Below are 26,678 nucleotides of genomic sequence, written 5' to 3'. Positions count from 1 at the left end.
GTCTACAGTGCCTGCAGCCTCGCTGAGAGAGTCGACTAACGCCTCGCAGTGTCCGCCGCGCCTCGTCCGTCAAAAGGTTGCAAGAAGTTGGCCGCATCAGAGTCAACTACGTACCGCACGACGAATCGCGAGCTGGCAAGAAAAACTTCATAATCACCCTCGTTTATCTTGCTTACGGGCCTTGGCATGGTCGCAGTATGCTTCCCGCATATCTCGTGCCGGAGGGCGCTTTTACAATGTGAGGAGCAAGGCGGAACTCATTGCGAGGTCGTACTCACGTATTACAGCCAGTGTGCCGCTATCACGCAGTTAGCCAAGGGTATCTTCAGCAGCGCGACAGCAGCTACAAGATCTCGTGCGGAATCGCGAGTCGTGACAATATGTGGGGACGAGCGGACATGCAGATTTCCTTACAGTCCGTGCGCACTGCCCGTCCGCGTTCAGTGGATCTCAACGGTCAACGGAAGAAAACATCAGATGGGACATGGAATGATTTCCAACGGTTGCCGAGCCGCGCTGTTAGTCGTACTGCTATCACCTCTGGCAGCAAGGGCACAATGCGGAGCCGGAATTCCCGGCGCCGGCAATCCAGGGTGCATGCCTCCAACAGCAACGGGTTCTCCTTACCATCAAGCTGGAGACGCGCCGGTCGTTAACGCCCCGCCTGCCGTGCACTGGGTTGGCGGTTGGGGCGCGATAGCTATGGACGCAGAAAACAGAGGTGGAACGGTAGAGGACCGGGATACGAAGAGCGAAGCAGAACGTATCGCACTGGATATGTGCCGGAGGAACGGTGGAAGCAACTGTAAAGTGTTGGCGACTTTTAATAGTCAGTGCGCCGCCATGGTCCAGGAGGCTGGTGGCGGTGCAATAAACGGTAACACTGGTGCGACCCAGGAACGGGCGGAGCGCCGCGCATTGGATGGTTGCAAATCAGGAACGACTTGCCACGTGATCTATAGCAAGTGCAGTGTCCCCCACCCCGTACGCTAAAAGCCTGAGATCCAGGTCGGATCACTATCGTCGAATTACTGCAGCAGGGCGGCGTCGGTCTCTTGTTGTCGACACTGCTTGTCATGCCGCCACCGATGGCCGCCGCGTTCTTCCAGGGCACGCTGGGGCAGTTTGCGTCGTATTCGTCGTTCGGTAACGTCGGATCCCAGCTCCGGGGGGGGCAGGATCAGCAGGCGATAGCTCAGGGTAGGATGCATGTCGGGGGTCCGGGTATATGCCGTCTGTGCGCACTTCGGGCGACGGAGGGGGTGACTCCAGTGGATATCGTGCGAATGCAGCGCAGAATCTGAATATCGGAAATAATCTGGGAAACAGCTCACAGGTTGCGCAAGCCGACTCTATTAAATATCGTTCGCCAAATTGTGATGGATCATTCCGTTCATGACATCTCTTAGGTTATTTGCGATTCTTATGATCGCTTACTCCCCGCTAAGTTTTGGACAGTGTGCCCCGGGAATTCCGGGGGCCGGCAATCCAGGATGTGTACCTCCGAGTGCTCCCGGATCACCGTACGGTCAACCGGGCGAGACCGGAGCTGTTGCGCCACCCGCGCCGCCAGCTATCTGGGAGGATCGATGGGGAGCTATCGCGATAGATCGTATGAATGGAGCTGCTGGTGGCGACATCGACGGCACCTCAAAGAGCGAAGCGCTAAAGGTTGCGACGCAGCGATGCGTCGAATCAGGTGGCAGCAGCGACCACTGCACAATAGTCGTCAGCTTCGTTAACCAATGCGCAGCGGTCGCTCAGGAACCGGGCAGCAGTGTGATTAGCAGCGCCACCGCCGCCGACGCTACTGAGGCGACCGCTCGGGTACTAAACCGATGCGGAAAGAGCCACTGCCGCGTCCTGTACAACGTGTGTACATATGCCGTTCGAGTGAACTGATATGGGCGCTTAACGCACGGTCATACCAATCCGCTTTTCGTGATGGAATGCCGCCAAGGTACCTCGCGCGCCGTATCGAGCAGTAAACCAAACGGCAGACCGTACCAGCCCGTTCCAGTCCATACGACGACCTCGCCCAAATGGAAAACGTCGCCACAGCCGACGCGCTGCTACTAAATAAGGCCACCTTGGCCTTCGTCGTTGGTTTAGGTCCTATCCCATCAATCCGCCTGCTCTTTGAGCAGGCCAAGGTACTATTGGGAGATAGTTGGTATGCGGCATAGACACCGCGAGCTCACTCGCACCTCCTGACCGTCGTGCTCGTAAGCGCGCTAAAGTACCTCGCGACGTTCGACAATATCGGCAGCACAGACGGTATCAACAGCGTGGCCTTGCAGCAGGAGGCGCAGGCCTTCTGTTGTCGACGCTGATTGTCATGGCGCCACCGATGGCCGCAGCATTTTTCCAGGGCACGCTGGGGCAGTTTGCGTCGTATTCGTCGTTCGGTAACATGGACTCGCAGCTTTCTGATCAGGATCAGCAGGCGATGGCTCAGGGCAGGATGGGTGTGGGGAATTCGGGGTACGCCGCCCACCTCCGCGAGGTCAGGACAACTCGAATTCGCGTTTGACGCAGAGGCAGCAAGCGCAGATGGGCGGCGTACATGCGGCAGGCAGTGCTATATCCGCTGAAAATACCACTAAATATCGCACAACGGATCGCGATCAAGCATGATGAAATTCGTCCTGATTACCTATGCATTCCTTGCTTACGCTCCTATGGCGTGGTCGCAATGCGCTCCCGGAATACCCGGTGCCGGAAATCCGGGCTGTATCCCGCCCACCGCTCCCGGCTCACCCTATGGGCAGACGCCAGCTTCGGGCGAGTTACCCCCGGCGGCTGCTCCACCGGTATGGGAGGATCGGTGGGGCGCCGTTGCGATGGATTACAAAGCAAGCGCGAGCGGGTCCGTTTCAGACAGCCCTACTGAAGAACGCGCGAGCCGAGCCGCACTTTTAGACTGTGAGGGTCAAGGAGGAACGCATTGTGAGGTCGTACTCACGTATTACAACCAATGTGCCGCCATCACACAGTCGGCCAAGGGCATCTTTAGCAGCGCGACTGCAGCTACAAAATCTCGCGCGGAATCGCGAGTCATGGCGAAATGCGGGGATGAGCGAACATGCAGAATTCTTTATAGCCAGTGCGCACTTCCTGTCCGCGTTCAGTAGATCCGGACGATCAAGCGGAGAAAACATCAGATGGGACATGAAATGATGCGGAACGGTTGCCGAGCCGCGCTGTTATTCGTACTGCTTTCACCTCTGGCAGCATGGGCACAATGCGGCGCCGGAATTCCTGGCGCCGGCAATCCGGGGTGCATCCCTCCAACAGCACCTGGCTCTCCGTACACGCAACCAGGCGATCCGAACCTTGCGTCTCCCAACGCAGGTCCCGGTGCAGTGTGGGAGGACCGTTGGGGTGCGATCGCCATTGACTATCAAAATGGGGCAGCGGGCGGCGCGGATAAGGGAAGGTCAGAAGACGAAGCTATCCAACTGGCGATGCAAAGATGCGAGCATTCCGGTGGCACGCGGTGTGAGGTCACGGTATCGTTCGTAAACCAGTGCGCCGCGATCGTTCAGAAAACGGGCGGTGGATTGGTATATCCAGCTACTGCTGAAGATACGAATGAAGCAACTGCGCGAGCTTTTCGCAAATGCGGTAACGGCGAGGCTTGCAAAGTCAAAGCTACGCTGTGTACATATGCCGCACGCGTTCAGTAAGAGGCTGCGCGAACAACCGTGTTGGCCTGCTCTCGACGTTAGGCCTGTGGCCACTCCTTGTCCAAGTCCATTTGGCGCGTTTGCTACAGGCCTCAACGCAAGGGCTTAAGGCACTACTGACGAGCATGCAAACCGAAGCAGGTCTTCCGCAGCGCGCCCGCGCGTGGCTTCAGTGTTTCAGAATGAGAGCCTTCGCCAGCATCGGCACCACCGACGACATCAGCAACATGGTTCTGCAACCCTTGAGGGCAATTTCAGCTCCTATAACGCGCTTGCGGAAACTACACCTACTCAATGAGCTCCAACAGGGTGAGGTGGAGTCGACTGAAACTTACGAAAGTCCTGCTACTGACAATCACGCTATTTTTGAGCGATGCAGTCTGGGCACAGTGCGCACCCGGCATTCCAGGCGCCGGCAATCCCGGTTGTATACCTCCAACGCAACCGGCTTCCCCATACTTCCAGGAGAGCGATCAACTCCCGGCGCAAACTTCCCCAGCTGCTCCAGTTGGCCATTGGGAGCGTCGATGGGGGCTGTCGCGGTCGCTCCATCGGGGCGTGCAGGCATAGTCACAGGGGCCGTGAGTAAGTGGTCAGCAGAGCAAGAACCCTTCAGCGGTGCAGTGACAACGGCGGAACTGCGTGTGATATCGCTGTGTCGTATCACGACCAGTTCGCCGCCATCGCTCAAAAACCGTCGGGTGGAACCATGGGTACTGCATCGGCACCGACCATTGACATTGCTAGATCCACTGCGCTGACCCAATGCCGCGATTCATCTTGCCGAGTTGTCTATACTGGCTGCAGCATGTCGGAACTAGTGAACTGACCGGGAGCTTTTGCAGGCATCGGCAACAACGACAGGATCGACAGCGTACCCCTGCAACTGGGTGGCATCGGCCTTGACACCGATGCTGATTGCCATAGCACCGCCGATGGCCGCCGCATTCTTCCAGGGCATGCTGGGTCAGTTTGCTTCGTACTCGTCGCTCAATGGCGTCGGATCCCAGCTTGGTGGGCAGGATCAGGCGGCCATTGCTCACGGTAAGCAGGCTGCGGTGACTACGCCGCCACCTCAGCCTGCAAATACCATTGTGGAAAATAGGCACGATGGGCAGTCTAGCTATGATTCGCTCGATTCCGCCGCATGTTCCGGAGCGAGTAGCTCCCGATTCGTCCAGGACGGCAGTAAATTTACGTCACTCACCGGAACCGGAAAGACTCCACAATGATGAAACAGCTCCTGGCATTCGTTAGCGCGACACTGATGACTTGCGCGGTGTGGGCGCAGTGTGCTCCTGGAATCCCAGGCGCTGGCAACCCGGGCTGCGTACCTCCTACCCAACAGGGATCGCCTTATTATCAGGGGAGCGATCAGCTTCCGGCCCAACCTGCTCCGACTGCCAGATGGGAAGACAGATGGGGGGCGGTCTCGGTCGACCCACGGGGACACGTAGGTATCGTTACCGGGGCAGTGAGTAAGTCTTCCGCCGAACACGACGCGCTCCAGAAGTGCAGTTCAAGTGGCGGGACGTCGTGCGACATCGCAGTGTCGTATTACAACCAGTGCGCGGCGATCGCGCAGAAGCCATCCGGCGGAATCATGGGCACATCAACTGCGCCAACCGTCAGCATGGCAAAATCGAACGCACTGACCGAATGCGGCGATTCATCTTGCCGCGTTGTTTATAGTGACTGCAGCATGCCGGAACGAGTGAACTAACCGACTGCGTTCGCGTCACAGCTTTGCCTGGTAAGTCGTCGCAGCCGACAGTTCGTGCCCATGCGTATCGACGTGGATATGAACGTCAAGATATTGGTTTTTCGGGTGGCGAACGCTTGTTACGCAGAATTCGGAAGCACTCGGGGACTCGGGGACTCGGATCAAGCATGAACAAGCACTTCTTGCACGCTCCACACGACGGATCGTGGTCAAACCGACGGCCAACGGACGAACACATCCGATGGGACATCGAATGATTCCGAACGGTTGCCAAGCCGCGCTGTTACTCGTACTGCTTTCACCTCTGGCACCATGGGCACAGTGCGACGCCGGCATTCCTGGCGCTGGCAATCCAGGATGCATCCCTCCAACAGTACCGGGTTCTCCGCAAATCAGGAACGACTGCCACGTGATCTATAGCAAGTGCAGCGCCCCCACCCCGTACGCTAAAAGCGCGAGATCCAGGTCGGATAAGTATCGTCGAAGCACTACAGCAGGTCGGCGTCGGTCTCTTGCTTTCCACTTTCATCGTCATGGCGCCGCCGATGGCTGCCGCACTCTTCCAGGGTAAGCTGGGGCCATTTGCAGCGTACTCGTCGTTTGATACCGTGAGCAATCCTAGCTCGGTGGCAAGATCAAGTGCCAATGCTCAGCGTCGGCCGGATGCAATGAGTACGCGTGCGCCGGGTTTGAGCGGTAACACGCAGCCCGCGCAGCGGGATCAAGCGCGGCCGGTGACTCACGTTGGGTCATGTGGGAATAATCGACCCACCAATTCAGATACGGTGAAAACCGGCAGCTCCACGTAATTTGGGAAATCGCGTGATGAAACAGGCTCTGCCCTTCTTGCTATTTGCTTGCGCCTATGCCTCGTCAGCCTGGTCGCAATGCGCGCCAGGAATCCCGGGCGCTGGTAACCCAGGCTGCATTCCGCCAACGGCGCCGAATTCGCCGTATTCACAAGGTTCTGACAGCGGTGCGTCAGGTATCCAGTCCGTCGGCCCCCAACCGGTATGGGAGGAGACATGGGGGGCGTTCGCTATGGATGACGTCACCGGTGAAGCGGGAACTGTAGAAAACAGGCAATCCCGCAGTGAAGCTGAGCGATTGGCCGTTGAAACGTGCGCCCGCGGAGGCGGCGTAAAGTGCGAAGTGATATTTGCTTTTCACAACCAATGCGCGGCGTTCACCCAAAAGATAAACGGGGGCGGCCTGAACTGGGACACTGGTGAATCCACCGGAGTTGCGGAACAGCGAGCACTTTCTGCCTGCCGGGGGACCTGCCAGGTTATTTACAGTAAATGCACGGTACCCCGGCGAGTATACTAATAGCGTAACCGTCTGGACCAGTGGATTTTCTCGCGCGGCCGGGGCGCCGCGCATTGCGTGGTTGCAGATCAGAAAATACTTTCCACGTGCTCTATAGCAAGTGCAGTACCCCTAGAACCTACGCTAACGTCGTACGATGTGTTCGGATCACTGTCGTCGATTATCAGGATAGGAACCATGTTCGCGCTCGTCGTACGGTCCAAGATAGTCACTACAGAGATGCAATTGATGAAGGCCATCGCCGCCGCGAGATACCTCGCGACGTTCGCTGGCTTCGGCAGCACTGACGGCCCGCCCCCGAATGGGTGGCCAGGATGTAGCACGCAACCCAGGCGGGTCGACTCGCACCATCCACGTTAGCCCATTAGAGCTTGGGGGCGGGATCCCCACCGCGAACACCTCGGAGATGGGCACTCAGAACTCCGACTGAGCTTAAAGTGTGAAGTCCAAGACCCTACTATGGTTTCTGATGGTGGCTTACACCCCGTTTGGGTCGGCACAGTGCGGTGCCGGCAATCCCGGATGCATCCCTCCAACGGCACCCGGCTCTCCGTACGAGCAATCAGGCAATCCGAATCTTCCGCGTACCAACGCAGGTCCTGCTCCCGTGTGGGAGGACCGTTGGGGTGCGATCGCCATCGACTACCAAGCGACGGACTGGCCTATCCGGCCACCACGACAGATACGAATGAGGCATCCACGCGGGCTCCTCGTCATTGCGGTAACGGCAAGGATTGCGAAGTGACGTCTACGCTATGTGCACATCCTGTACGCGTTCGATAAGCGCCTTCGCTGATAATGGCGTTAACTTGTTTCCCAGCGTTTGACCAATCACGTTCTGCGTCCGACTTCATGCGGCGCGATTGCTAAAAGCGTCAAAGCAAGCGCTCAAGGCGCTGCCGACGAGCGCGCAAACCGAAGAAAGTCGCCCGCACCGCACCCGCGTGGGGCTTTTGTGTTTCAGAACGAGTGAACTGACCTAAAGCCTGCGCTAGCATCGGTAACACCGACGACATCAGCAGCATGGTTCTGCAACCCTCGAGGGCAATTTCAGCCCTTATAATGCGCTTGCGGAAACTGCCCCCACTCAAGGAATACCGACAGGGTGAGGCGGTGTCGACCGAAGCTTATGAAAGCCCTGCTACTGACAATCACGCTATTTGCCTCGCAGCGCCCGCGCTAAGCTCGCCGCCAACCCGAAATTGCGGGGGCCGCACGGTTTTAGCCTCCAAAAAAATCTATACTCGCTAAGCGCTAGGCCTGAATCGCGGGCCCCTGAGGCATCGATCGGCATGGACTGGCGCCATGGGGAAATACGGCAAGACGCTGAAGACAGCAGCGTACCTGTGCTAAAAAGGCACAGGGTACTTCGCTGAGGCGCCCCGCGACATCCCATCAGGACGGCGGGATCGGCCAGCAGGAGGCAAAGCCAGGCGATCATCAAACAGGAGTTACACGTGACGATTGACCGTTCCAGGCCGGTGCACACCGGCACTGCGCCCGTGCGCGCGCTTCTTCTCCGCTTGAGCATGCCGATGCTCGCGGGCGCCTTTGCTGCGCCAAGTTCACCTCAAGCCGTTTCAGCCCGCATTTGCCGGCACCGTTATCCGCCCTACGGATAGGCGCGGTTCCTCGTGCCAACCACTTACCCGTTCGTCAAACAGGAGCTACACATGACAATCGATCGTTCAGGAAAGCGCGTACGCACCATGGCCCTCGCGGCTGCTCTGGTCGCCCAACTGGTTTGGGTCCCGATGCTCGCGCACGCTTACGATGCAGCCCCAGCCGCGGCCACGGCAGCCTCGGTTGCGAAGGTGCCCAAGTCCTTCAGTGCTTACGGATCGACCCCGTTCAACGGCGGCGAATGCGTGGCAGGCGCCGTCACGAAGGAAGGCATGAACGAGCGTGCCACCGTCTATGTAGACAACCCGACCTCCCGTCAGGTCAAGTGGATCAAGTCGATTCCGTTGCCGCCCCGGCGCTACCAGAACCGCGCGACACACTGCGTCGCCATCGGTGACTCGTTGTTCGTGCTGGTCCAGACGGACATGCACCAGCAGACCTCGCTGAACCAGACCCTGCTCAGCGTTGTCGAGCTCTCGGCCACCGACGGCACGATCAAGACCACGCGGGATGAAGAACTCCCGGGTGTGGAGGACGCGTACTCGGCGTGGGTCGACAACGGCACCGAGGGCTTTCACGAGGTATCCGGCCAGCTGAAGATTTCAGGCCAATACTTCCTCATGAACGATGCGAACAAGCGCATCCCGTTCACGATGTCCGTGCCCGCGCACGAATCCCACTGATCGCCGGACACAAGGAGCCACGTGATGTCGACACCGCAGCAGCAGTTCATCGCCGAAATCTATCCCTCGATTCATAAAATCGCGCAGGAAACCGGTGTTTCCGAGCGACTTCTTCTTGCCCAGGCCGCCGCGGAAACGGGCTGGGGCCAGAAGACCCTGCACGGCACCCACAATCTGTACAACATCAAGGCCGACTCCAGCTGGCACGGCGAGTCGAAGTCGGTGACCGCCTGGGAGCACAAGAACGGCAAGGACGTCATGGAGACGTCGAAGTTCCGGGTGTATGGCTCGTACGAAGAGTCGATCAAGGACCGCATCAAGTTCGTCCAGGAAAACCCGACTTACGCGAAGCATGGCCTGTTCGATCCCGGCGTAAAGGGCAACCTCGAGGGTGAAGCAAAAGCGCTACAGGCGGCCGGCTACGCCACCGATCCTAAGTACGCCGCCAACCTGATCGAAATCGCCAACGGCCCCACCATGCGCAAGGGCATCGCGCTGGCGACGGGTCAGGCCGAACCCGACCATGCGCAGGGCAAGAGCCATGCGCAGCCGAAGGACGACTACCTGCGGATGCATAGCGTCGGTACCCCCGTCACCGAGCTTCAGACGTCGCTGAAAAACCTAGGCTATACCAACCCCAACGGTACGCCGCTCGGTACGGACGGCAAGTTCGGCGGCAACACCGATCTTGCCCTGAAAGCCTTCCAACGCGACCATCACCTGAAGGACGACGGCGTCGCCGGCCCCAGGACGCTGGAAGCGATCAAGGAAGCGCAGCAGAAGGCCCCGGCCACAACCATGGCCGATCCGAAGCACGAGGCCCATGGCATGTTCAAGCAGGCGGAAACCGGTGTGAACAAGATCGACCGCGAGCATGGTCGCGAACCGTCGCTGCAGAGTGGCCAGCTCGCAGGCTCGCTCGTGGCCTCCGCTGCGGCCGCCAACATGTGCCGCATCGACCACGTCATGCTCAACGACAACGCCAGCAAGCTGTACGGCGTTCAGGGCGATCTGAACTCGCCGTTCAAGATGGTCGCCGAGGTGGATGTGATGCGCGGCCTCAATACACCACTCGCCCAGAGCACCGAGGTTGCGGACGAGCATCTCGCCCGCAACGCGGTGCAGGGCCAGACCCAGCAGGTCGCGCAGCAGAGCCAGGGGCATGCACAGCAAGCTGCCCCGGCTGCACCGCCCGCACCGGCGGCGCATCACGGCCCGTAGTTCCTGATCCATCGCTGATGGCTTCCGCCACGGACGGCGGAGTTGCCAGGCCCCAAGGAGCACGACGGCATAGGAGCTAACCAGGAGTTGTAGATGCCGCTTGACCGCGAAACCCAGGTGCTGACGGATGCGACGGCCGCAGGGATCACCCACCCGAGGGAACTGGCCAACTTCATGGCCCAGGTCACTCACGAATCCAACGGGCTGAACCGGCTCGAGGAGAGTTTTCGCTATACGCGAAACATCTCCCAGATCTCGGTGCCCGAAGCATGGCGCGAGGGCAACGACGCCCTGGACGCCGCGCGCAAACAGGCCCTGATGGGCAAGCCAGAGCAATTGGCCGAACTGATGTACGGCGGACGTCTCGGCAACGACGAGCCGGGCGACGGATGGAAGTATCACGGCCGCGGCTACGTCCCCCTCATCGGCAAGGACAACTACCGCGCCGCTGGCGAAGCGCTGAACCTCGATCTGGTCAGGCAGCCGGACCTCGCGGCCGACCCGCAGCACGCCTCGAAGATCGCCGCGTGGTACTGGGAGAAGCAGGTGCCGCAGGACGCCCGAGAGGATGTCCGCGCCGCTACCCAGGCACTCAATGGCCGACCAGCTGGGCTGGACGACCGCGAGAACCGCTTCGAGGACTGGCAGCGACGACTGACGCCCGAAGTGATGCAGCGTCTCGCGGACGGGAACGTGGGCCAGCCCCAGGAGACGCCACCTGCCTCGCAGACCCGGATCAGCCCTGCCCGCCTGGACAACCCCGCTCACCCCGACCATGCACTCTTCGAAACGACGCGCGCCGCCGTCCATCGCCTCGATGCTCACTACGGACGCACACCGGATACGCAGAGCGATCAGCTCGCCGGTTCCGTCGTGCTCGAAGCAAAGAAACAGGGCCTGACGAAGATCGACCACGTCGTACTCAGTGACGATGGCAGCCGTGCGTATGGCGTGCAGGGCGACCTCAATTCACCGCTTAAACGCATGGTGGAGGTGGATACGGCGAAGGCCGTCAATACGCCCGTTGAGCAGAGCAGTGCCGAGGTGGCAAAGCTGAGCTCCCCGACGGCTGACGAACAACGTCCGAAGCAAACGCCAGACGCCCCAACACCCGGTCGCTGAGAGCGCCCCCTTCCTCCATTGACGGAACTTCCCGGAAATCCATGATGCTAAATCGCAACCCCGACCACGCCACCGCACCATCCGTCCCGAGGTCGGCATTGACCTTCCTCCTGGCCCTGCTTGTGCCGATGGCGCAGACCATGGCTTCCGGCGCTCCTGCGGCTCCAGAGCTTACGCCCGCCGCGCTCCAGGCACGCTTGGCAAAAATGGACAACTCGTCCACTGTGGAATGTCACACGGATAAGTACGGCAATCCCGCCTGCACAGCCGGTGGCTATGACGTCGATGTGACCGGGTGCGACGATCGCGGCGACAGCTTCTTCGGTCAGGTGCTTCGTAAGCCGGGAGCGACCCTCGGCGACGCGATTGCTCCCGACAAGGCAAAACCGGTGGCGCAACTCGCTGACGGGCAATTCCTGTGCATTGCTGCGACCGCGGAGAAGGAGGGAGCCACTACTCGCCTCTACGTTGAGGCGCTTCCCATCGAGCGTGTCGCGGCGTGCAAGGGCAACCATCTGTGCGCCTCGCATGCCGTGCAATGGATCGCGCCGAAGCCAGCCGACGAATGCAAGTGGATCGGCCACGATGGCGATTTTTCGGGTGGTTGCGCCGCAGGATGGGTAGACGAAGACAAAGTCGAACAGTTCTCCATGGGCATGCATTGACGCATAAGGAAGACCGCAATGAGCAAAGACATCCTCGACGCCGCCGAAGAACATTTTTTCCGCTCCGGGCTCAAGTTCGAGTACGGACGACCGGATATGCGCCACAGCAACAGCCGCGGCAACCATCTGATCGACTCCAGCCGCACGGAACAGGATCTCGATGGCGACGGATACCGTGGCGTCGACTGCTCCTCCTTCGTCTGGCGAGGAATGAAGAACGCGGGTTACGACGTGGGTGATCAGCCTTTTAGTACGCACACGCTGTACAACGGTAATCACACGACCGCGTATGCGGAAAAGCATTTCGATGTGATCTCGAAGACCGACGCGGGAAAGACGCCGGGCGACCTGCAGCCCGGCGACGTCCTCATGCTGAAGAGCAAGCATGGCTCTGACCAGCACGTCGCCATATTCAAGGGCTACGACGCCGAGGGCCACATCCAGTTTATCGGCTCCCAGACCTCGACCGGCCCCGCTCCCGTCACGATCATGCCGGACAAGTTCTGGGGCAAGGACATGGAGATCGTCGGCGCCCTCCGCGCCAAGCCTGAATTCCGTACCCACGAACCGGTTCACGGCAAAGCCCCGGCCGACACAGCCGCCCCGGTCGCAACGCACGCAAAGGCGGAGCCCTCCCACGCGGTCGCAAAGGCTGCAAACACTCCGACTGATCATCCCGACACCCTGAGCAAGGGTGACGAGAGCACCAAGGTCACGGCTCTGCAGGAATCGCTGAGCCGCCTCGGTTACAAGGACGAGAACGGCCACGCGATCAAACCCGATGGTCACTTCGGCGAACACACCAAGGCAGCGGTGGAGAAGTTCCAGCGTGCGCACGGCCTCGAAGCCGATGGCATCGTCGGCAAAGCCACGATGCAAGCCCTGCACACGGCGACGCCACGACTAGATAGCGCGGCGCACCCCGCCCACCCCGTCTTCCAGACGGCGCGTGACGCAGTACATCGTCTCGACGCGCAGCATCAGCGCACGCCCGATGTACAGAGCGACCAGATCGCTGGCGTCCTTACCGGCAAAGCCATCGCACAGGGCATGACCCGGGTCGACCATGCCGTCCTCAACGAAGACGCCAGCAAGGTCTACGCCGTCCAGGGCGAGCTGAACTCGCCGTTCAAGCAGGTTGCCGAAGCGTCGACACAGCAAGCGGCAAACACGTCTCTTGAAGAAAGCGGCAAGCAGGCATTGCAAGCTTCGGCTCAGCAGTCGCAGCTCGCAACTAACGTTCCGACGCAGGCGACGCCCTCCCATGCGCCGAGCCAGACCGCCTGAGGCCTTCCGGCCGTCAGCAAGGATGTAACTATGACTATCGCCAGGCATCGCCTCGCCCTCCTCCTCTGCATCGCCGCACCACTGCTAGTGACGGCCGCACCGGCTTTCGCCGCCAAGGCCGATGCACAGAACTACCAATCGCTGCTGCAGTCGTCTTCAAACGGTTCCAAGGTGGCATGCGGCAAGGATTCGTACGGCAACGTCGCCTGCACTATCGATGGCGAGGCTGTCGACGTCGGCGATGACTGCACGTCGAACCTGGCCTTCGGTGGCATCGCTAACGATAAGGGAACGATGCTGCAGGACAACTTCAGGAGCGCCGGAGCCAGACCGGTCGCGCACGTCGGCAAGAACCAGCTCGTATGCCTCCTCGCGTCTCAGCGCAAAGAAGGCGAACTCATCCGCGCATTGGTAAAGGTGGTCCCCACGGCCACCGTGAAGAACTGCAAGGGCAACGACGCCTGCAAGGACGCGGATACGCATGTGGAGTGGAAACGCCCGGTGAGCGGCACCGCTTGCACGCTCAAACCTGATGGCCACTACGCGGGCGATTGCGCGACAGGATGGATCGACGGCAAGGATCTCGAGGAATACTCGATGGGGCTGAAACCCGAAGATACGGGCGCGTGATCGCGCCCGTCCTATGAACAGCATTCGCATCAACCGTTTCGCGCGATTCGTCCCTGGCGCGTTTACCTGGGCTACCCCCGCAAGGGTGGCCCGGAAAATCGTGCAGGTCGCCGTCCCCGGCCTGTTTCTCTTGCTGACTGCATGTGGTGGAAACATGGAAGAGCCAAAGATCGAACTAAATCCGCATCCGGCGATGCATTACGTCGTGACCATTGCTTTTAACGGAGCACCGGGCGCGTTCGATACCATCAAGGCATCGGCGCAATACGAGGTAACCAATCGCGACTGCGTTCCTGAGCAGCCCATCTCGGGCGCAACGATTCTTCCCAGCAAGCAACTGTGGCTAGACCTTCACCGAGTCAACGAGGGGGTATACGAGACCGATCTGTACATCGATCAAATCAAGGACGAGAACTACTTCTCCAAGGGACTGTGCCGCTGGTCGCTGGTCGCCGTAAGTGCCAAGGCATCCCATGGAAGAATGCAGTTTGTCACGCCATTATTTGTTCCGCGGTTCTTCGAAGAACGCGGGATAACGAACTACTTTTCTTTCGCCTCGTACAACGACGCAAACACTGCATTGCTGAACACGGGCAACGAGAACCGTGCAGCGTACCCGCATCCTTCTGAAACATTTTCCGTGCAAGTGTCGGCCAGGGAGGCACGCCGATGAGTACGCGCACCCGGGAGTACGCGGCACTGGCTCTCGACAGCTATACCGTATCTAACGAAGGGAAGGAACTTCGGCGCGGCGATCACGATTACATCGTCGATCGAGTAGCAATGGACGGATTGACGGGATTCTACGCTGTGGCCTATCGCGACGTCTCGAGCGGAAGGACCATTATTGCGTATCGCGGGACTGACGATGTATCCGACGGCTTAATAGACCTGGGCATGGCGAGCTCCCGCCTGGACCTCCAGCAGTTCGAGTCGGAAATATTCACACGAGGAGTTCTCGCCGACGCAAAAAAGCAGGCGGAAACAGCCGGGAAGCCGATGGACGTCACCGTCACCGGCCACTCGCTAGGCGGCGGCCTGGCCGAACTCAACGCAGCAAAGTTCGGCCTCACAGGCGAGACCTTCAATGCATACGGCGCCGCAGGCCTGATAGGTGGCGCACCTGAGGGAGGCACCCAGGTCATTAACCATGTTCGCGCCGGCGACCCCGTCAGCGCAGCGAACCGTCATTTTGGCGAAGTGCGCGTCTACGCGACAGCCGATGACATCAGCACGCTGCAGCGTGCCGGTTACGGCCGTGAGAACACCACCTTGGGCGACACGGTAAGCGCGATAGCGCTCAAGTCGCATTCCATGAGCAACTTCGTTCCGAGGGAGGGAGAAACGGCGTTGATCGGCCCTGAGGGTGAAGCGCGTTACCGGGCCAACAGCGGGATGATCGACCGTTACCGGTCCGATGTCCTTCGTGCGCGCGAGACGTACACGCACGCATTGGAAAACCCGGCCATCGTCGGCCCGTCCCTTGCCGTGCACGCCGCGGCGTTGTACGCCAACCGCGTCGAACGGGATCTCCACGAACTCGCCGACCGCTCCGCGCCAGCGGCACGAGCGGCTGGACAGGGGGCCATCGAAGCCTCCCGGGCGATTGACGCAGCTGCAAGCCACGTCGCTGCCGCAAGCGTACACGGCGCCCGCGCGTTCGACATGATCCCCGAGTCAGTTGCACGGAGCGTGTGGGGTTCAGACACGGGCTCAGCCGAGCTCGATCGCCTTCTCCATCCCCCAAGGCTTACCGACGCGAGTCACCCAGACCATGCCATGTATACCGATGCACTCAAGCGAGTGCATGCGATTGACGCCAGCACCGGCCGTAAGCCCGATCACATGAGCGAAAACCTGGCCGGTGCGCTGACAGCCGAAGCACGCCTGCACGGGCTTAGCCGGATTGACCATGTCGTGATGAACGACGACTTCAGCCGTACGTTCGCCGTCCAGGGCGATATGAACTCCCCTTTCAAAAAGATGGTGGAGGTGCCGACAGAAACAGGCATATCCACGTCCATTGATCGAAGCACCGCCGTGCTTCAGTCCGTCGCCGCGCAGGTGCCCCAGGTAGCGCACCACAACCCGCCGACAATGCAGCAAACCGCGCAGACCGAAACGCCGACGATTCATTACGGCTCCGCCATGGGCCGATAGGAGCACGAGCCAACCATGAACCGACGACTCGCCCTACCCTTTCTTTCTTTATTCGCCATCCATCTCAACGCTTACGGTGCCAACATGACCCAGCCCGACATCAAGCAGAATCCGGCCCCCAAAATGCGGTACGAGATCACCGCGACGATCGATGGCGCGCCGGGTCCGTTCGATCGAATCCACGGCATCGCCGACTATCGCGTCACAAACGAGCTGTGCGTCCCGCCGACGCCGGTCATGGGCGCGCGCATCGTCCCTGAAAAACGCGCCGACATCGAATTCCGTCACGATCACGACAACATCTATCGCGCGACGGTATATCTCGATTTGCTCCAGGATGAAGATTACTTTGGCAAGGGCACCTGTCACTGGGCGCTGATGGCGGCAGGTATCGAACTCACCCATGCGACGGTAACGTTCAGCGCATCGTTGTTCCATGACGATCTCCTTACCGGAAATGCCATCCCTCGCTACTTCGCGGAAGGTTCGTACACGAAGTCGCAGACTGTCCGAGTCGACACCGGTATTGCCGACCGCAGCCAGTTCCACGGGGCCGGCCGTTTGTTCTCGGTCACGATGAAGGCTGAGGAGCGCAAGCCATGACATTCAAGTCGACCGATTACGCCTTACTCGCACAGGACGCATATAACGACCCGGTGCTCGACAAGAGCACCATCCTGGACGGCGTCGAGTACAAGGCCATCGACACCATGAACAATCCGCGGACCGGCTTCCAGGCCACCGCGTACGAGCGCGTGGACACCGGCGAGGTCGTGATTGCTTATCGAGGCACCGAGTTCGATCGCGAACCGGTCCAGGATGGTGGTGTCGATGCCGCCATGGTGCTTACGGGCATCAACCTTCAAACCGCGGACTCCGAAGCATTTACGAAGCGCGTACTTGCGGCGGCGAAGGAAAAGTCAGAGACCTATGGCACGCCTCTGAATGTCACCGTCACCGGCCATTCGCTGGGCGGCACGCTGGCCGAGATCAACGCGTCGCGGTTCGGCCTGCACGGCGAAACGTTCAATGCTTACGGCGCGGCCGGCCTGAATCAGGGCATTCCGTCAGGTGGCTCGCAGGTCATCGACCATGTTCGCGCCGGCGACGTTGTCGCCGCAGCGAGTCCGCACTTTGGGGAAGTGCGTGTCTACGCGACCGAGAAGGACATCGACACCCTAAGCAAGGCGGGATACCGCGACGACAGCACGCTGCTGAGTCCTCGCAACCCGGTCAAGGCCATCGATTTCGATGCGCATGCCATCGACAACTTCACGCCGATCAATCCGCGCCTCGGTCACTCCATCATGGATGCGGAAAGCCAGGCTCGGTATCGGGCCCACGAAGGCATGGTCGACCGCTATCGCAACGATGTCCGCGACATCCGCATGGGCTTGTCGGCCGCGTGGGAAATTCCCAAGGCGATCGGCGAGTTCAAGGACGCCGTTGAGCACCGCGTCGTCGACGCCGTGGGCGCAGGCGTATTGGCTGTCGAACATGGCTTCGAGGACCTGAAGGAAGGTGTCCAACACGTCGGCCACGAAATCTCCCAGGGCATCCACGCAGTCGAGGAAAAAGCCCACAGCGCCTGGAACACCCTCACCCACCCCGGTTCCTGGTTCGCGCACGACAAGCCGAGCGTGCCCCTGAACGACCCGGATCACCCCGACCATCCGATGTTCAGGCAGGCGCGCAGCGCCGTTCACGAACTGGACCGTGCCCAGGGACGTCAGCCGGACGGCATCAGCGAGAACATCGCCGGCAGCATGGTGGTCAAGGCGCGGCAGGACGGGCTTGAGCGGATCGACAAGGCGGTGCTCAGCGACGACGCCTCGCGCATCTATGGCGTGCAGGGCGCGATGGAGTCGCCGCTCAAGCGCGTCGCCGAGCTGCCGACGGAGCAGGCGGCCCGCACCAGCGTGGCCGAGAGCAGCGACGCCTGGATCGCCGCGGCACAAGCCGCGCAGGGGCGGCAGGGCGCGCAGGTGGCGCAGCAACAACCGCCGTCGCGCGATCCCTCCCAACCGAGCCATGGGCTTTGAGATGAGCCCATGCCAAAAACCAATCGCAACGTTACACTTCCGCCCGCAATCCAACCGTGCCAGGAAGGTAAATAGAGCATGAGTAAGACCAGGGGATATTGGGCCGCCGGCCTGTTCGTCATCGCGCTCCTCGCAGGTGAGGTGCTCTCGGGGTACCTGACCCTGCTGTTTCTCGGCCTGGGGCAGATTCCGCTGAGGTTCGCCACCTACTACGAATACGTCCGGGCACTGGGCCTGCCGCAGGTCGCGCCCTATGCGTGGAAGATCAAGACCGCAGGTGGCCTGGGCTTCGGCCTGCCGCTGATCCTGTGGTTCGTGGCGCTTTACTTCCTCATGAAGAAGAAGCAGCAAGCCATGCACGGCGACGCACGCTTCGCCCATGCGTCGGACCTGCGCAAGCAAAAGATGCTCTCCCCCGCGGACAACGGCATTCTCGTCGGCAAGTTCAAGGGAGACCTCGTCCGCCTGCCGGGGCAGCAGTTCGTCATCCTCGCCGCCCCGACCCGTTCGGGCAAGGGCGTGGGCGTGGTCATCCCCAACCTGCTCGACTACCAGGAATCCATCGTGGTCCTGGACATCAAGCAGGAAAACTTCGACCTGACCAGCGGCTGGCGTAAATCCCAGGGACAGGAAATCTACCTGTTCAACCCGTTTGCGGAAGACCGTCGCACGCACCGCTGGAATCCTTTGAGTTATGTCTCAAAGGACCCCGCCTTCCGCGTGTCCGATCTGATGAGCATCGCCACGATGCTGTACCCGGACGGCTCCGATGACCAGAAGTTCTGGGTCAGCCAGGCACGTAACGCCTTCATGGCCTTCTCGCTTTACCTCTGCGAGAAGTGGGAGTTCGACGAGAAGAACAACCTGCCCTTGATGCTGCGCAGCAAGCCCACGCTCGGCATGATCTATCGTCTGTCGTCGGGCGACGGTACCGACCTGCGGGAGCTGTACACCACCCTGTCGAAGCAGCCGTTCCTGAGTTCGAATGCCCAGTCGGCCTTCGCCAACATGCTTTCGCAGGCGGCCGAAACGTTCGCCTCGATCCTCGGTACCTTCAAGGAGCCGCTGAACGCCTGGATCAACCCGGTGCTGGACGCGGCCACCAGCGAAGACGACTTCCTGCTGACCGATGTCCGCAAGAAGAAGATGACGATCTATATCGGCATCCAGCCCAACAAGCTGTCCGAAAGCCGACTGATCGTAAACCTGTTCTTCAGCCAGCTGATCAACCTCAACACGAAGGAACTGCCGCAGAACAACAAGGAGCTGAAGCATCAGTGCCTGTTGCTCATGGACGAGTTCACTTCTATCGGCAAGGTCGAAATCATCGCCTCGGCCGTTTCGTACATGGCCGGCTATAACATCCGTCTGCTACCGATCATCCAGAGCATGGCGCAGCTGGACGCGACCTACGGCAAGGACGTCTCACGCACGGTCATCACCAACCATGCCTTGCAGATCGTCTTCGCCCCGCGCGAGCAGCAGGACGCCAACGACTACTCCGACATGCTGGGCTACACCACGGTGCGTCGCGAGAACATCACCAAGAGCAAGAAGGGTGACGTCTCGACCAGCCATACCGAAGAGAAGCGCGCGCTCATGCTGCCGCAGGAACTCAAGGCGATGGGCACGGACAAGGAAGTATTCCTCTACGAAGGCATTCCGCATCCGGTCCTCTGCGAGAAGATCCGTTACTACGAAGACAAGTACTTCACCTCGCGGCTGATGGAAAAAGCCAAGGTCGAGCCACTTAACATCTGAGGTCGGCGCGAACGTCCCGCCACCACGTCATCCAGGAGTCGAATTCGATCATGAAGACCTGTGCAAGCGCGCTTCTGCTCGCCGCCACCCTCACCGCTCCCGCTGTCGGCGCCGCGCCCGCGCCGACGATGTGCGCAAGGGGCGACCAGCCGGTCTTCTCGTGTCCCCTGGCCGGAAGCAAGAAGACCGTTTCACTTTGTGCCACTGCTGGCGAACCCCATGGTGGAGGTCAGTTTTACTATGCCTACGGAGGCGACGTTTCGAAACCGGAGCTGCGGTATCCCGGTGCGGGCGACGAGGCCAAGTTCACTCGAACTCACTTGATGTTCGGCGGTAATACCGGCGGCTTTGCATACGCTTTCACCAATAGGGGATTCAAGTACGTCATCTACTCGATTTCTGGGTCAAACAATCTGGAAGACCAGGGGCTGGTCGTGTTGAAAGACGGCGAGACGAAGCCCATCAGGCAATCCCGCTGCGAAGCCGGCAAGGTCAGCGTTGCGCCGGACCGTTCTTTGATAGAAAAGACCCTGCAGTGGGAGAGCGATCCGGAGATCGAGGTCCAGGGCGTGCCCACGCCATAACGAACCATCGATTATGGCGTTTCAACAGGAGTTACACCTATGTGTGGCATGACCCTGCAGAATATGTGCGCCGCGGACACCGAGTTACCGGCTGGCACAGAATCCAGGCGAACAATGATATGCGCAGGCATAGATGCGCGACTGTCGAAATACCCGCCATAAAATGACCACGATTCATCCCGTCGAACAGGATGTCCGCAGCATGCGCATTGCCCTGGTAACCATCGTAGCGATAGCCCTCCCCGCTACCCTGATAGCGGCGGCCGCGCAGCCCTCTGCGCCAACGGAGGTTGCCGCCTTTGCTCCCGCGGGTACGAAGCTCGTCGCCTTCAAATCCAGCGGCGACGCCGACGGTGCCGATGCCGTAGCCGTTTTTGAGAATGAAAGCGGCGGTGCCACCAGGCAGCGCGACATGCTCATCCTGCATAAGGAAGCGGGGCACATCGAGGGCAAGGAGGGTGACGTACATCCGTTACTACGAAGACAAGTACTTCACCTCGCGGCTGATGGAAAAAGCTAAGGTCGAGCCACTTAACATCTGAGGTTGGCGCGAACGTCCCGCCACCACGTCATCCAGGAGTCGAGTTCCACCATGAAGACCTATGCAAACGCGTTTCTGCTCGCCGCCGCACTCATCGCCCCCGCTATCGGCGCTGCCGCGCCAGCGCCGACGATGTGCGCCAGGGGCGACAAACCGGTGTTTTCGTGCCCGCTTGCCGGAGGCGGCAAGACGGTCTCCATGTGCGCGGCGGGCGACGTTACGCACGGCAGCGGCCATTTCTACTACGCCTACGGACGCGATGCGGCAAAGCCGGAGCTGACCTATCCCGCTGCCAATGCTCCGGCCGAATTCACGCGTACGCACCTGGGCTTCGCTGGTAATACCGGCGGTTATGCCTATTCGTTCACCAACGCTGGGTTCAAATACGTCGTTTATTCGGTTTCAGGCTCGAACAACCTGCAAGACGGCGGGTTGGTGGTGCTCAAGGACGGCCAGGACAAACCGGTGAAACAGAGCGCTTGCCAGGCGGGCAAGGTCACCGACACGGATGACGATGCACTGATCGACGCGACGCTCAAGCTCAAGAGCGATCCGGCGATCGAGAAGAACGGCGTCCCGGGGCAATAAGCCGCGGACGACCTTCCCTTTTAAGTCAACCAGGAGTTACACCATGTCCGCGAAAGAAAACGCCGACTATCTGATGGACGCCGCCACGAAGGCGGGCATTACCGACCCCAGGGAACTGGCCAATTTCATGGGCCAGATGCAGGTGGAGTGCGGAGGCTACTCGAGCATGAACGAAGGCCTGGGCTACTCCGGCAGTCGCCTGCTCGAAGTCTTCCCCGGCCGCAACGGGATGAACACGCTCGCTGAAGCCAACAAGGTCGCCGCGGGTGGTCAGGAGGCGATCGCCAACGAAATCTACGGCGGTGGCTGGGGCAAGAAAAATCTTGGAAACACCGAGCCGGGCGACGGCTGGAAATTCCACGGTCGCGGCTATGTGCAGCTGACCGGCCGTGCGAACTACGAGGCCGTCGGCAAGGAGCTGGGGCTTGATCTGGCCAACCACCCCGAGCTGGCCGCCGATCGCGATGTCGCCGCAAAGATCGCCATCCACTACTGGAAGGATCGCGTCCAGCCCCACGGTCATCAGACCGATGTCACAGGCGCCTGCAAGGACATCAATGGCGGCCACAACGGCCTTGCCGAGCGTAAGAACGCCGCGCAGGCATGGGAAGGCGCGCTAGACAAGGGCTACAAGCCCGGCGGTCCGGATCCGATCCCGCTGGCCGGTGGCGGCGGCCACCGGATGAGCAAAGAGAAAGCCGAGCACGTCCAGACCCTGCTCAACGCCCATGGCTACACCGACACCAACGGCAAGCCACTGGTCGTGGACGGCCACGCCGGCAAGGAAACCAAGCTCGCCATCGAGCGGTTCCAGACGGACCATCATCTCAAGGCGGACGGCATCGTCGGACCGGCCACGCTGAAGGCGCTCGAACAGAACCTGCAGCATGACAAGGCGCAGCCCGCCGCAACGCCGGCAGCACCGGCGGCACCGGCGGCACCGGCACCGGCACCGGCAACACCCTCCGCAACACACTCGCCGACGGCAGCTTCGCTGCGCGAAGGCGCCACGGGCGCGTCGGTCGAAGCGCTGCAAGCCCACCTGCGCGATCAGGGCATCACCGGCTCGAACGGGCGCCCGCTTGCCGCGGACGGACACTTCGGCACGCAGACCAGGGAAGCGCTGCAGTCTTTCCAGCGTGCGCATGGCCTCGAGGCCGACGGTATAGCAGGCCCGAAGACCTTCCAGGCGATCGAAAGCGCGCAACGCCAGGCGGGCATACCGTCACTCGCCGACGCAAGTCATCCCGCCAACGGCATGTTCCGTCAGGCGCTCGAACGTGTGCAGGGGCTCGATGCACAGCATGGCCGCGAGTCCGGCCCGCACACCACCAACATCGCGGGCTCGCTCACGTCGGCGGCGACCGTCGCCGGGATGAGGAGCATCGATCAGGTCGTTCTCAACCAGGACGCAACCAAGGTGTATGCCATGCAGGGCGCCGAAAACTCTCCCTTCAAGCAGCATGCGGAGGTCGATGTGGTGAAAGCGGCCAATACACCCTTGGCGCAGAGCAGCGCCGAGGCATTCGTTGCGAGCGACCTGGCGCGCCAGCAAGCCCAGCCGTCGCAGTCGATCACGCAGAGCCACGAAGCTGTGCAGAGCGCCCCCTCCCGGACATGACGGGAGGGTGACCCGAGGGACGATTTTCAATAAGCGGATGCCGGTCACAGCACGCCATCCGCTCGTACCTCAGAATGCACATAAATGGCACGACTGGGTTGACCAGTCGCGCCCAGTGGCCGCGCATAGCAGACGAAATCAGACGCCCCCACTGGGGGCGTCTTCACATTTGCGTCCTCAAGTCCCGGGAGCGACGGCCGTATATGTGCACTAAGTCACACTTAAGTAGTAAAATTCGGCAAAATTGCCTAAATCGATCCAATCGCACGCCGGACAGGGGTTACGCGAGTCATGGACTATCTGGAAGCAGAGAACGCGCTTCTTCGTGAGGGATTACGGGCCACCCGGCTCGGCCTCTGCATCACCGACGCATCGGGTCGGGTCGTACAGACGGCCGGTGATTTCGCTGATCGGCTGGGCATCAATGAAAAGGACCTGCTCGGCGCGGAGCTGCGCCTTCGCATGCCGGCCACCCTCATGCTGTCCCAGGCCGCCCCCTTGCTGGACATCGACAGTGCGGAGCTGAGCACCGAAGGCCAGCTTCGCCGCGATGGCGCGATTGAGAAATTTCTTCTTTTCCAGGCGCGTACCGTCACTCAGCGGGGCGAGCGGTTCCGCGTCATCAGCGTCATGGATGTCAGTCTTTTCGGCGTCAGCCGCGGACGTCTCAGCGATCTGCAGAGCACGCTCGAGGCGATCGGTGCGGGCGTCATCATGGTCGACGCACAGGCGGTCGATCAGCCCATCGCTTTCGTCAACCGTCGCTTCGAACAGCTGACCGGCTACACAGCCGCGGAGTGCATCGGGCGCAACTGCCGCTTCCTGCAGGGTCCGGATTCGGATCCCCAGGCGATTTCGGCGCTGCGTCGTGCGATCGCACTCAAGCAGGCCACCCAGGTCGTGGTCCGCAATTACCGCAAGAATGGCGAAGCGTTCGATAACGAGCTTTACGTCTCGCCGGTGTCGGACGATCACAACGAGGTGCGCTGGCTCGTGGGTATCGTCCGCGAGCGTCGCGATCGCACCCTGGTCGGTACGGGGGCCGCATGAGCGAGGCCGCCCTTGCCATCGCCTTTGGCCCCATGCCACTGGGCGACGCCATGTTGCTACGTGCGGGACTCCGTCTGGCGGGCATCACATGGCACACCGCGCCACGTGAGAAATGCGACGTGTTCTTCGCGGTGAGCCTGGGCGACCTCCCGCCCGCCGTCCGTGGCGGCCCGCGCTGTGTCATCGCGGGTCCGCGTCGCGCCTCGTCGGTTCCCGCCATCTTCCTGGATCGCTGGCCCAACATCAGCCAGATGTCCGATGTGATGTCGCTGCTTCGCACGCCGGTGCGCGACCTGCCCGCCGCCGCGAATTCGCCCCACATGACCGCCGCCCTTCCTCCCAGCCCGCTCGATCGCTGGCTGGACGAAGTGGCACGAGCGGAAACGCGCGACCGCATGGTCCACGTGTCTACGGCATCGGGCCCGACCGCGCTGCTCGACCCGGCCAATCGCTGCGCCTGGCTGGCGCCGTCGGCCGTAGGTCGCCTCGCCGAAGTACTTGGCGAGGGTCAGGTGATGCTGTCCAGCGTGCCACGCGGCATTCCGCCGTCGACGGCCGTACGCTCATCGCTCGCGCACGTGTTGTGGGCGCTGGCGCTGACCGGCAACTGGCAACCCGACGCGCTGGGCATTCCCGGCGACCGCCGCCTCAAGCTGCGGCGCTGGCCGGACTTCGGTTCGCTCGAGCGACGCGACACCTTTCTGCATGTGGCGTCCCGCCTGACCCGTCAGCCGACCTCGCTACATGCCCTGCTCACGACCTTTTCGAAAGATCGCGACGATCTCCTCGTCTTCCTCGCCGGCTGCCGACTGTGCGGATGGCTGGAGGTCACCGCCGACATCGACGACACACCGCCCCCGGTCGTCGCACCCGCACCGAGCCGCCTGTACGCGGCGGTCGGTGCGATCCGCCGCGCCCTGGGTATGAAGGAAGCGAGCCGATGAGCAAGGATTACAAGCTCGTCTTCATCGGTCCCATGGGGGCTGGCAAGACGACCGCGATTACCGCGATCAGCAGCAAGCCACCGGTCGTCACCGAGGTGCGCAATACGGATCGGGAGGCGCATGCCAAGGCGTCGACCACGGTCGCTCTGGACTACGGCGAAGTGGTGATCGAAGGCGGCGGTCTGTTGCGCCTCTATGGCGTGCCCGGACAGACCCGCTTCTCCTTCATGTGGCCCATGGTCGGCAAGGGCGCGCTGGGGGCGGTCCTGCTGGCCGACGCCGCGGCGCCCGACGCACTGGCCGCCCTCGACCCGTTCCTGGAGGCTTTCGGGCACCTGCTGCGCGATCAGCGAGCCGTGCTCGGTGTGGGTCGCGGTGACGTGCCCGGTGCCGTCCCGACGGACGACTTCATCGAACATCTCGCCTCCCGCGGTTACACCACCCCGGTTTTTTCCGTAGACGTGCGCCAGCGCGCAGACGTCCACCTGCTTCTCGACGTACTGTTCGTGCAGCTGGAAGGCCGCACGGACGGCGCTGCCCTGGAACTCGCCCCATGAACACCTCATTTGCTGCGCCGATGTCGTCGTTGTCCCGTACCCAGCGTTTCGTGCTCGAGCAGTTCCTGTCGGTGATGATCGAACGGATCAATGGAGCCGAAGGGGCGATGCTGGCCACGGCTGACGGGTTTCCATCGGCCTTCTCGGGTGCGCTGGACGAGACCATGCAGAACCGCGTCGCGGCCGTGATGAGCTCGCTTTGCGCGCTGGGTGAAGCGGCCGGCGCGCAGATCGATGCGGGCGGGCTGGAAATCATCAGCCTCCAGTTCAGCGACCGGCAGATGCAGGTCGTTTCCATCCGTGGCGAACGAAGCGACTACGTACTCGCACTCGTCGCCCGCGCGGACGTGCTCCTGGGCAGCAGCCTGTGGGCTATCCGCGAATGCGCCACCCAGATCCGCGAATCGCTCCGGCCCTGACCGGAACAACCTACGAACACAAACAAGGGGAAACACCATGGCTACTCTGCAAGAATCGCTCGCCGAACTGATGACCACCGATGGCGCCGTCTGCGCCGCGCTGGTCGACTCCAACAGCGGCATGTGCCTCGGCACCGCAGGCAACACCGGCACCTTCGACCTCGACATCGCCGCCGCCGGTAACACCGAAGTGGTCCGCGCGAAGATGAAGACGATGCAGTCGCTGGGCATCAAGGAAGCGATCGAAGACATGCTGATCACGCTGGAAAAGCAGTACCACGTGATCAATCCGGTCGCGAAGTACCCGGGCCTGTTCCTGTACGTGGTGCTCGACCGCGCCAAGTCGAATCTGGCGCTGGCGCGTCGCCGTACGGCTGACGTGTCGGCGGCTGTCGCGATCTGATGTAGCGATGCGTGGCCTCTGGCGCCCCCGGCGTTC

General features: G+C 61.2%; 22 protein-coding genes. All 22 read left to right on the top strand.

Annotated features, from left to right (window positions below):
- The first annotated feature begins 2,320 nt into the window (after nucleotides 1–2,320).
- The 22 genes from FA87_RS19795 (at nucleotide 2,321) to FA87_RS05805 (ending at nucleotide 26,642) form a co-directional block, all read left to right on the top strand.
- Nucleotides 2,321–2,533, top strand: coding sequence for a hypothetical protein (locus FA87_RS19795; RefSeq protein WP_139382870.1), 213 nt, complete (start codon nucleotides 2,321–2,323; stop codon nucleotides 2,531–2,533).
- A gap of 2,058 nt (nucleotides 2,534–4,591) precedes the next feature.
- Nucleotides 4,592–4,921 (top strand): hypothetical protein, encoded by a 330-nt coding sequence (locus FA87_RS20675; protein ID WP_156128505.1) that lies wholly within the window; start codon nucleotides 4,592–4,594, stop codon nucleotides 4,919–4,921.
- 3,493 nt (nucleotides 4,922–8,414) lie between these two features.
- The gene (locus FA87_RS05900; protein ID WP_043693034.1) at nucleotides 8,415–9,047 is read left to right on the top strand and encodes a hypothetical protein; all 633 of its coding nucleotides are present in this window, start codon (nucleotides 8,415–8,417) and stop codon (nucleotides 9,045–9,047) included.
- Between the two features lie 24 nt (nucleotides 9,048–9,071).
- Nucleotides 9,072–10,268, top strand: coding sequence for a glucosaminidase domain-containing protein (locus tag FA87_RS19790; protein WP_052191174.1), 1,197 nt, complete (start codon nucleotides 9,072–9,074; stop codon nucleotides 10,266–10,268).
- Nucleotides 10,269–10,361: 93 nt separating this feature from the next.
- Nucleotides 10,362–11,390 (top strand): XVIPCD domain-containing protein, encoded by a 1,029-nt coding sequence (locus FA87_RS05890; protein WP_081996480.1) that lies wholly within the window; start codon nucleotides 10,362–10,364, stop codon nucleotides 11,388–11,390.
- 41 nt (nucleotides 11,391–11,431) lie between these two features.
- Nucleotides 11,432–12,055, top strand: a complete 624-nt coding sequence (locus FA87_RS19785; protein WP_052191173.1) for a hypothetical protein — start codon at nucleotides 11,432–11,434, stop codon at nucleotides 12,053–12,055.
- An 18-nt stretch (nucleotides 12,056–12,073) separates the two neighbouring features.
- Nucleotides 12,074–13,342, top strand: coding sequence for an XVIPCD domain-containing protein (locus FA87_RS05880; protein ID WP_052191172.1), 1,269 nt, complete (start codon nucleotides 12,074–12,076; stop codon nucleotides 13,340–13,342).
- 30 nt (nucleotides 13,343–13,372) lie between these two features.
- Nucleotides 13,373–13,972 carry a hypothetical protein gene (locus FA87_RS05875; RefSeq protein WP_043693031.1) on the top strand — a complete coding sequence of 200 codons (600 nt, stop codon included), beginning with the start codon at nucleotides 13,373–13,375 and terminating at the stop codon, nucleotides 13,970–13,972.
- A gap of 13 nt (nucleotides 13,973–13,985) precedes the next feature.
- Complete coding sequence (locus tag FA87_RS05870) at nucleotides 13,986–14,645, top strand: hypothetical protein (protein ID WP_043693029.1); 660 nt, start codon at nucleotides 13,986–13,988, stop codon at nucleotides 14,643–14,645.
- Complete coding sequence (locus FA87_RS19780; RefSeq protein ID WP_052191171.1) at nucleotides 14,642–16,132, top strand: XVIPCD domain-containing protein; 1,491 nt, start codon at nucleotides 14,642–14,644, stop codon at nucleotides 16,130–16,132. Before FA87_RS05870 ends, FA87_RS19780 begins: the two co-directional genes overlap by 4 nt.
- An 84-nt stretch (nucleotides 16,133–16,216) precedes the next feature.
- Nucleotides 16,217–16,735, top strand: coding sequence for a hypothetical protein (locus FA87_RS19775; RefSeq protein ID WP_156128504.1), 519 nt, complete (start codon nucleotides 16,217–16,219; stop codon nucleotides 16,733–16,735).
- Nucleotides 16,732–18,174: an XVIPCD domain-containing protein gene (locus FA87_RS19770; RefSeq protein ID WP_052191169.1), complete on the top strand. Its 1,443-nt coding sequence runs from the start codon at nucleotides 16,732–16,734 to the stop codon at nucleotides 18,172–18,174. Before FA87_RS19775 ends, FA87_RS19770 begins: the two co-directional genes overlap by 4 nt.
- A gap of 78 nt (nucleotides 18,175–18,252) precedes the next feature.
- Nucleotides 18,253–19,935 (top strand): type IV secretory system conjugative DNA transfer family protein, encoded by a 1,683-nt coding sequence (locus FA87_RS05850; RefSeq protein WP_036114784.1) that lies wholly within the window; start codon nucleotides 18,253–18,255, stop codon nucleotides 19,933–19,935.
- A gap of 50 nt (nucleotides 19,936–19,985) precedes the next feature.
- Nucleotides 19,986–20,519 carry a hypothetical protein gene (locus FA87_RS05845; protein WP_043693028.1) on the top strand — a complete coding sequence of 178 codons (534 nt, stop codon included), beginning with the start codon at nucleotides 19,986–19,988 and terminating at the stop codon, nucleotides 20,517–20,519.
- Nucleotides 20,520–20,721: 202 nt separating this feature from the next.
- Entirely contained in the window at nucleotides 20,722–21,039 is a 318-nt protein-coding gene (locus tag FA87_RS05840; protein WP_156128503.1) for a hypothetical protein, read from the top strand.
- Between the two features lie 72 nt (nucleotides 21,040–21,111).
- Complete coding sequence (locus FA87_RS05835; protein ID WP_043693022.1) at nucleotides 21,112–21,648, top strand: hypothetical protein; 537 nt, start codon at nucleotides 21,112–21,114, stop codon at nucleotides 21,646–21,648.
- A gap of 43 nt (nucleotides 21,649–21,691) precedes the next feature.
- Nucleotides 21,692–23,269: a peptidoglycan-binding protein gene (locus FA87_RS21270; protein ID WP_052191168.1), complete on the top strand. Its 1,578-nt coding sequence runs from the start codon at nucleotides 21,692–21,694 to the stop codon at nucleotides 23,267–23,269.
- 291 nt (nucleotides 23,270–23,560) lie between these two features.
- A complete protein-coding gene (locus FA87_RS19760; RefSeq protein ID WP_052191167.1) occupies nucleotides 23,561–24,319 on the top strand; it encodes a PAS domain-containing protein in 759 nt (252 codons plus the stop codon).
- Entirely contained in the window at nucleotides 24,316–25,263 is a 948-nt protein-coding gene (locus FA87_RS05820; RefSeq protein WP_043693020.1) for a hypothetical protein, read from the top strand. Before FA87_RS19760 ends, FA87_RS05820 begins: the two co-directional genes overlap by 4 nt.
- Complete coding sequence (locus FA87_RS05815) at nucleotides 25,260–25,820, top strand: hypothetical protein (protein WP_036114803.1); 561 nt, start codon at nucleotides 25,260–25,262, stop codon at nucleotides 25,818–25,820. Before FA87_RS05820 ends, FA87_RS05815 begins: the two co-directional genes overlap by 4 nt.
- On the top strand, nucleotides 25,817–26,239 hold the full coding sequence (locus tag FA87_RS05810) for a roadblock/LC7 domain-containing protein (protein ID WP_043693017.1): 423 nt from the start codon (nucleotides 25,817–25,819) through the stop codon (nucleotides 26,237–26,239). Before FA87_RS05815 ends, FA87_RS05810 begins: the two co-directional genes overlap by 4 nt.
- A gap of 37 nt (nucleotides 26,240–26,276) precedes the next feature.
- Nucleotides 26,277–26,642, top strand: coding sequence for a hypothetical protein (locus FA87_RS05805; protein WP_036114807.1), 366 nt, complete (start codon nucleotides 26,277–26,279; stop codon nucleotides 26,640–26,642).
- Nucleotides 26,643–26,678 lie beyond the last annotated feature (36 nt).

Source organism: Luteibacter sp. 9133 (assembly GCF_000800155.1).
Classification (GTDB): domain Bacteria; phylum Pseudomonadota; class Gammaproteobacteria; order Xanthomonadales; family Rhodanobacteraceae; genus Luteibacter; species Luteibacter mycovicinus.
The sequence above is the reverse complement of the archived record's forward strand: the minus strand, read 5'-3'. Positions and strand labels throughout refer to the sequence as shown.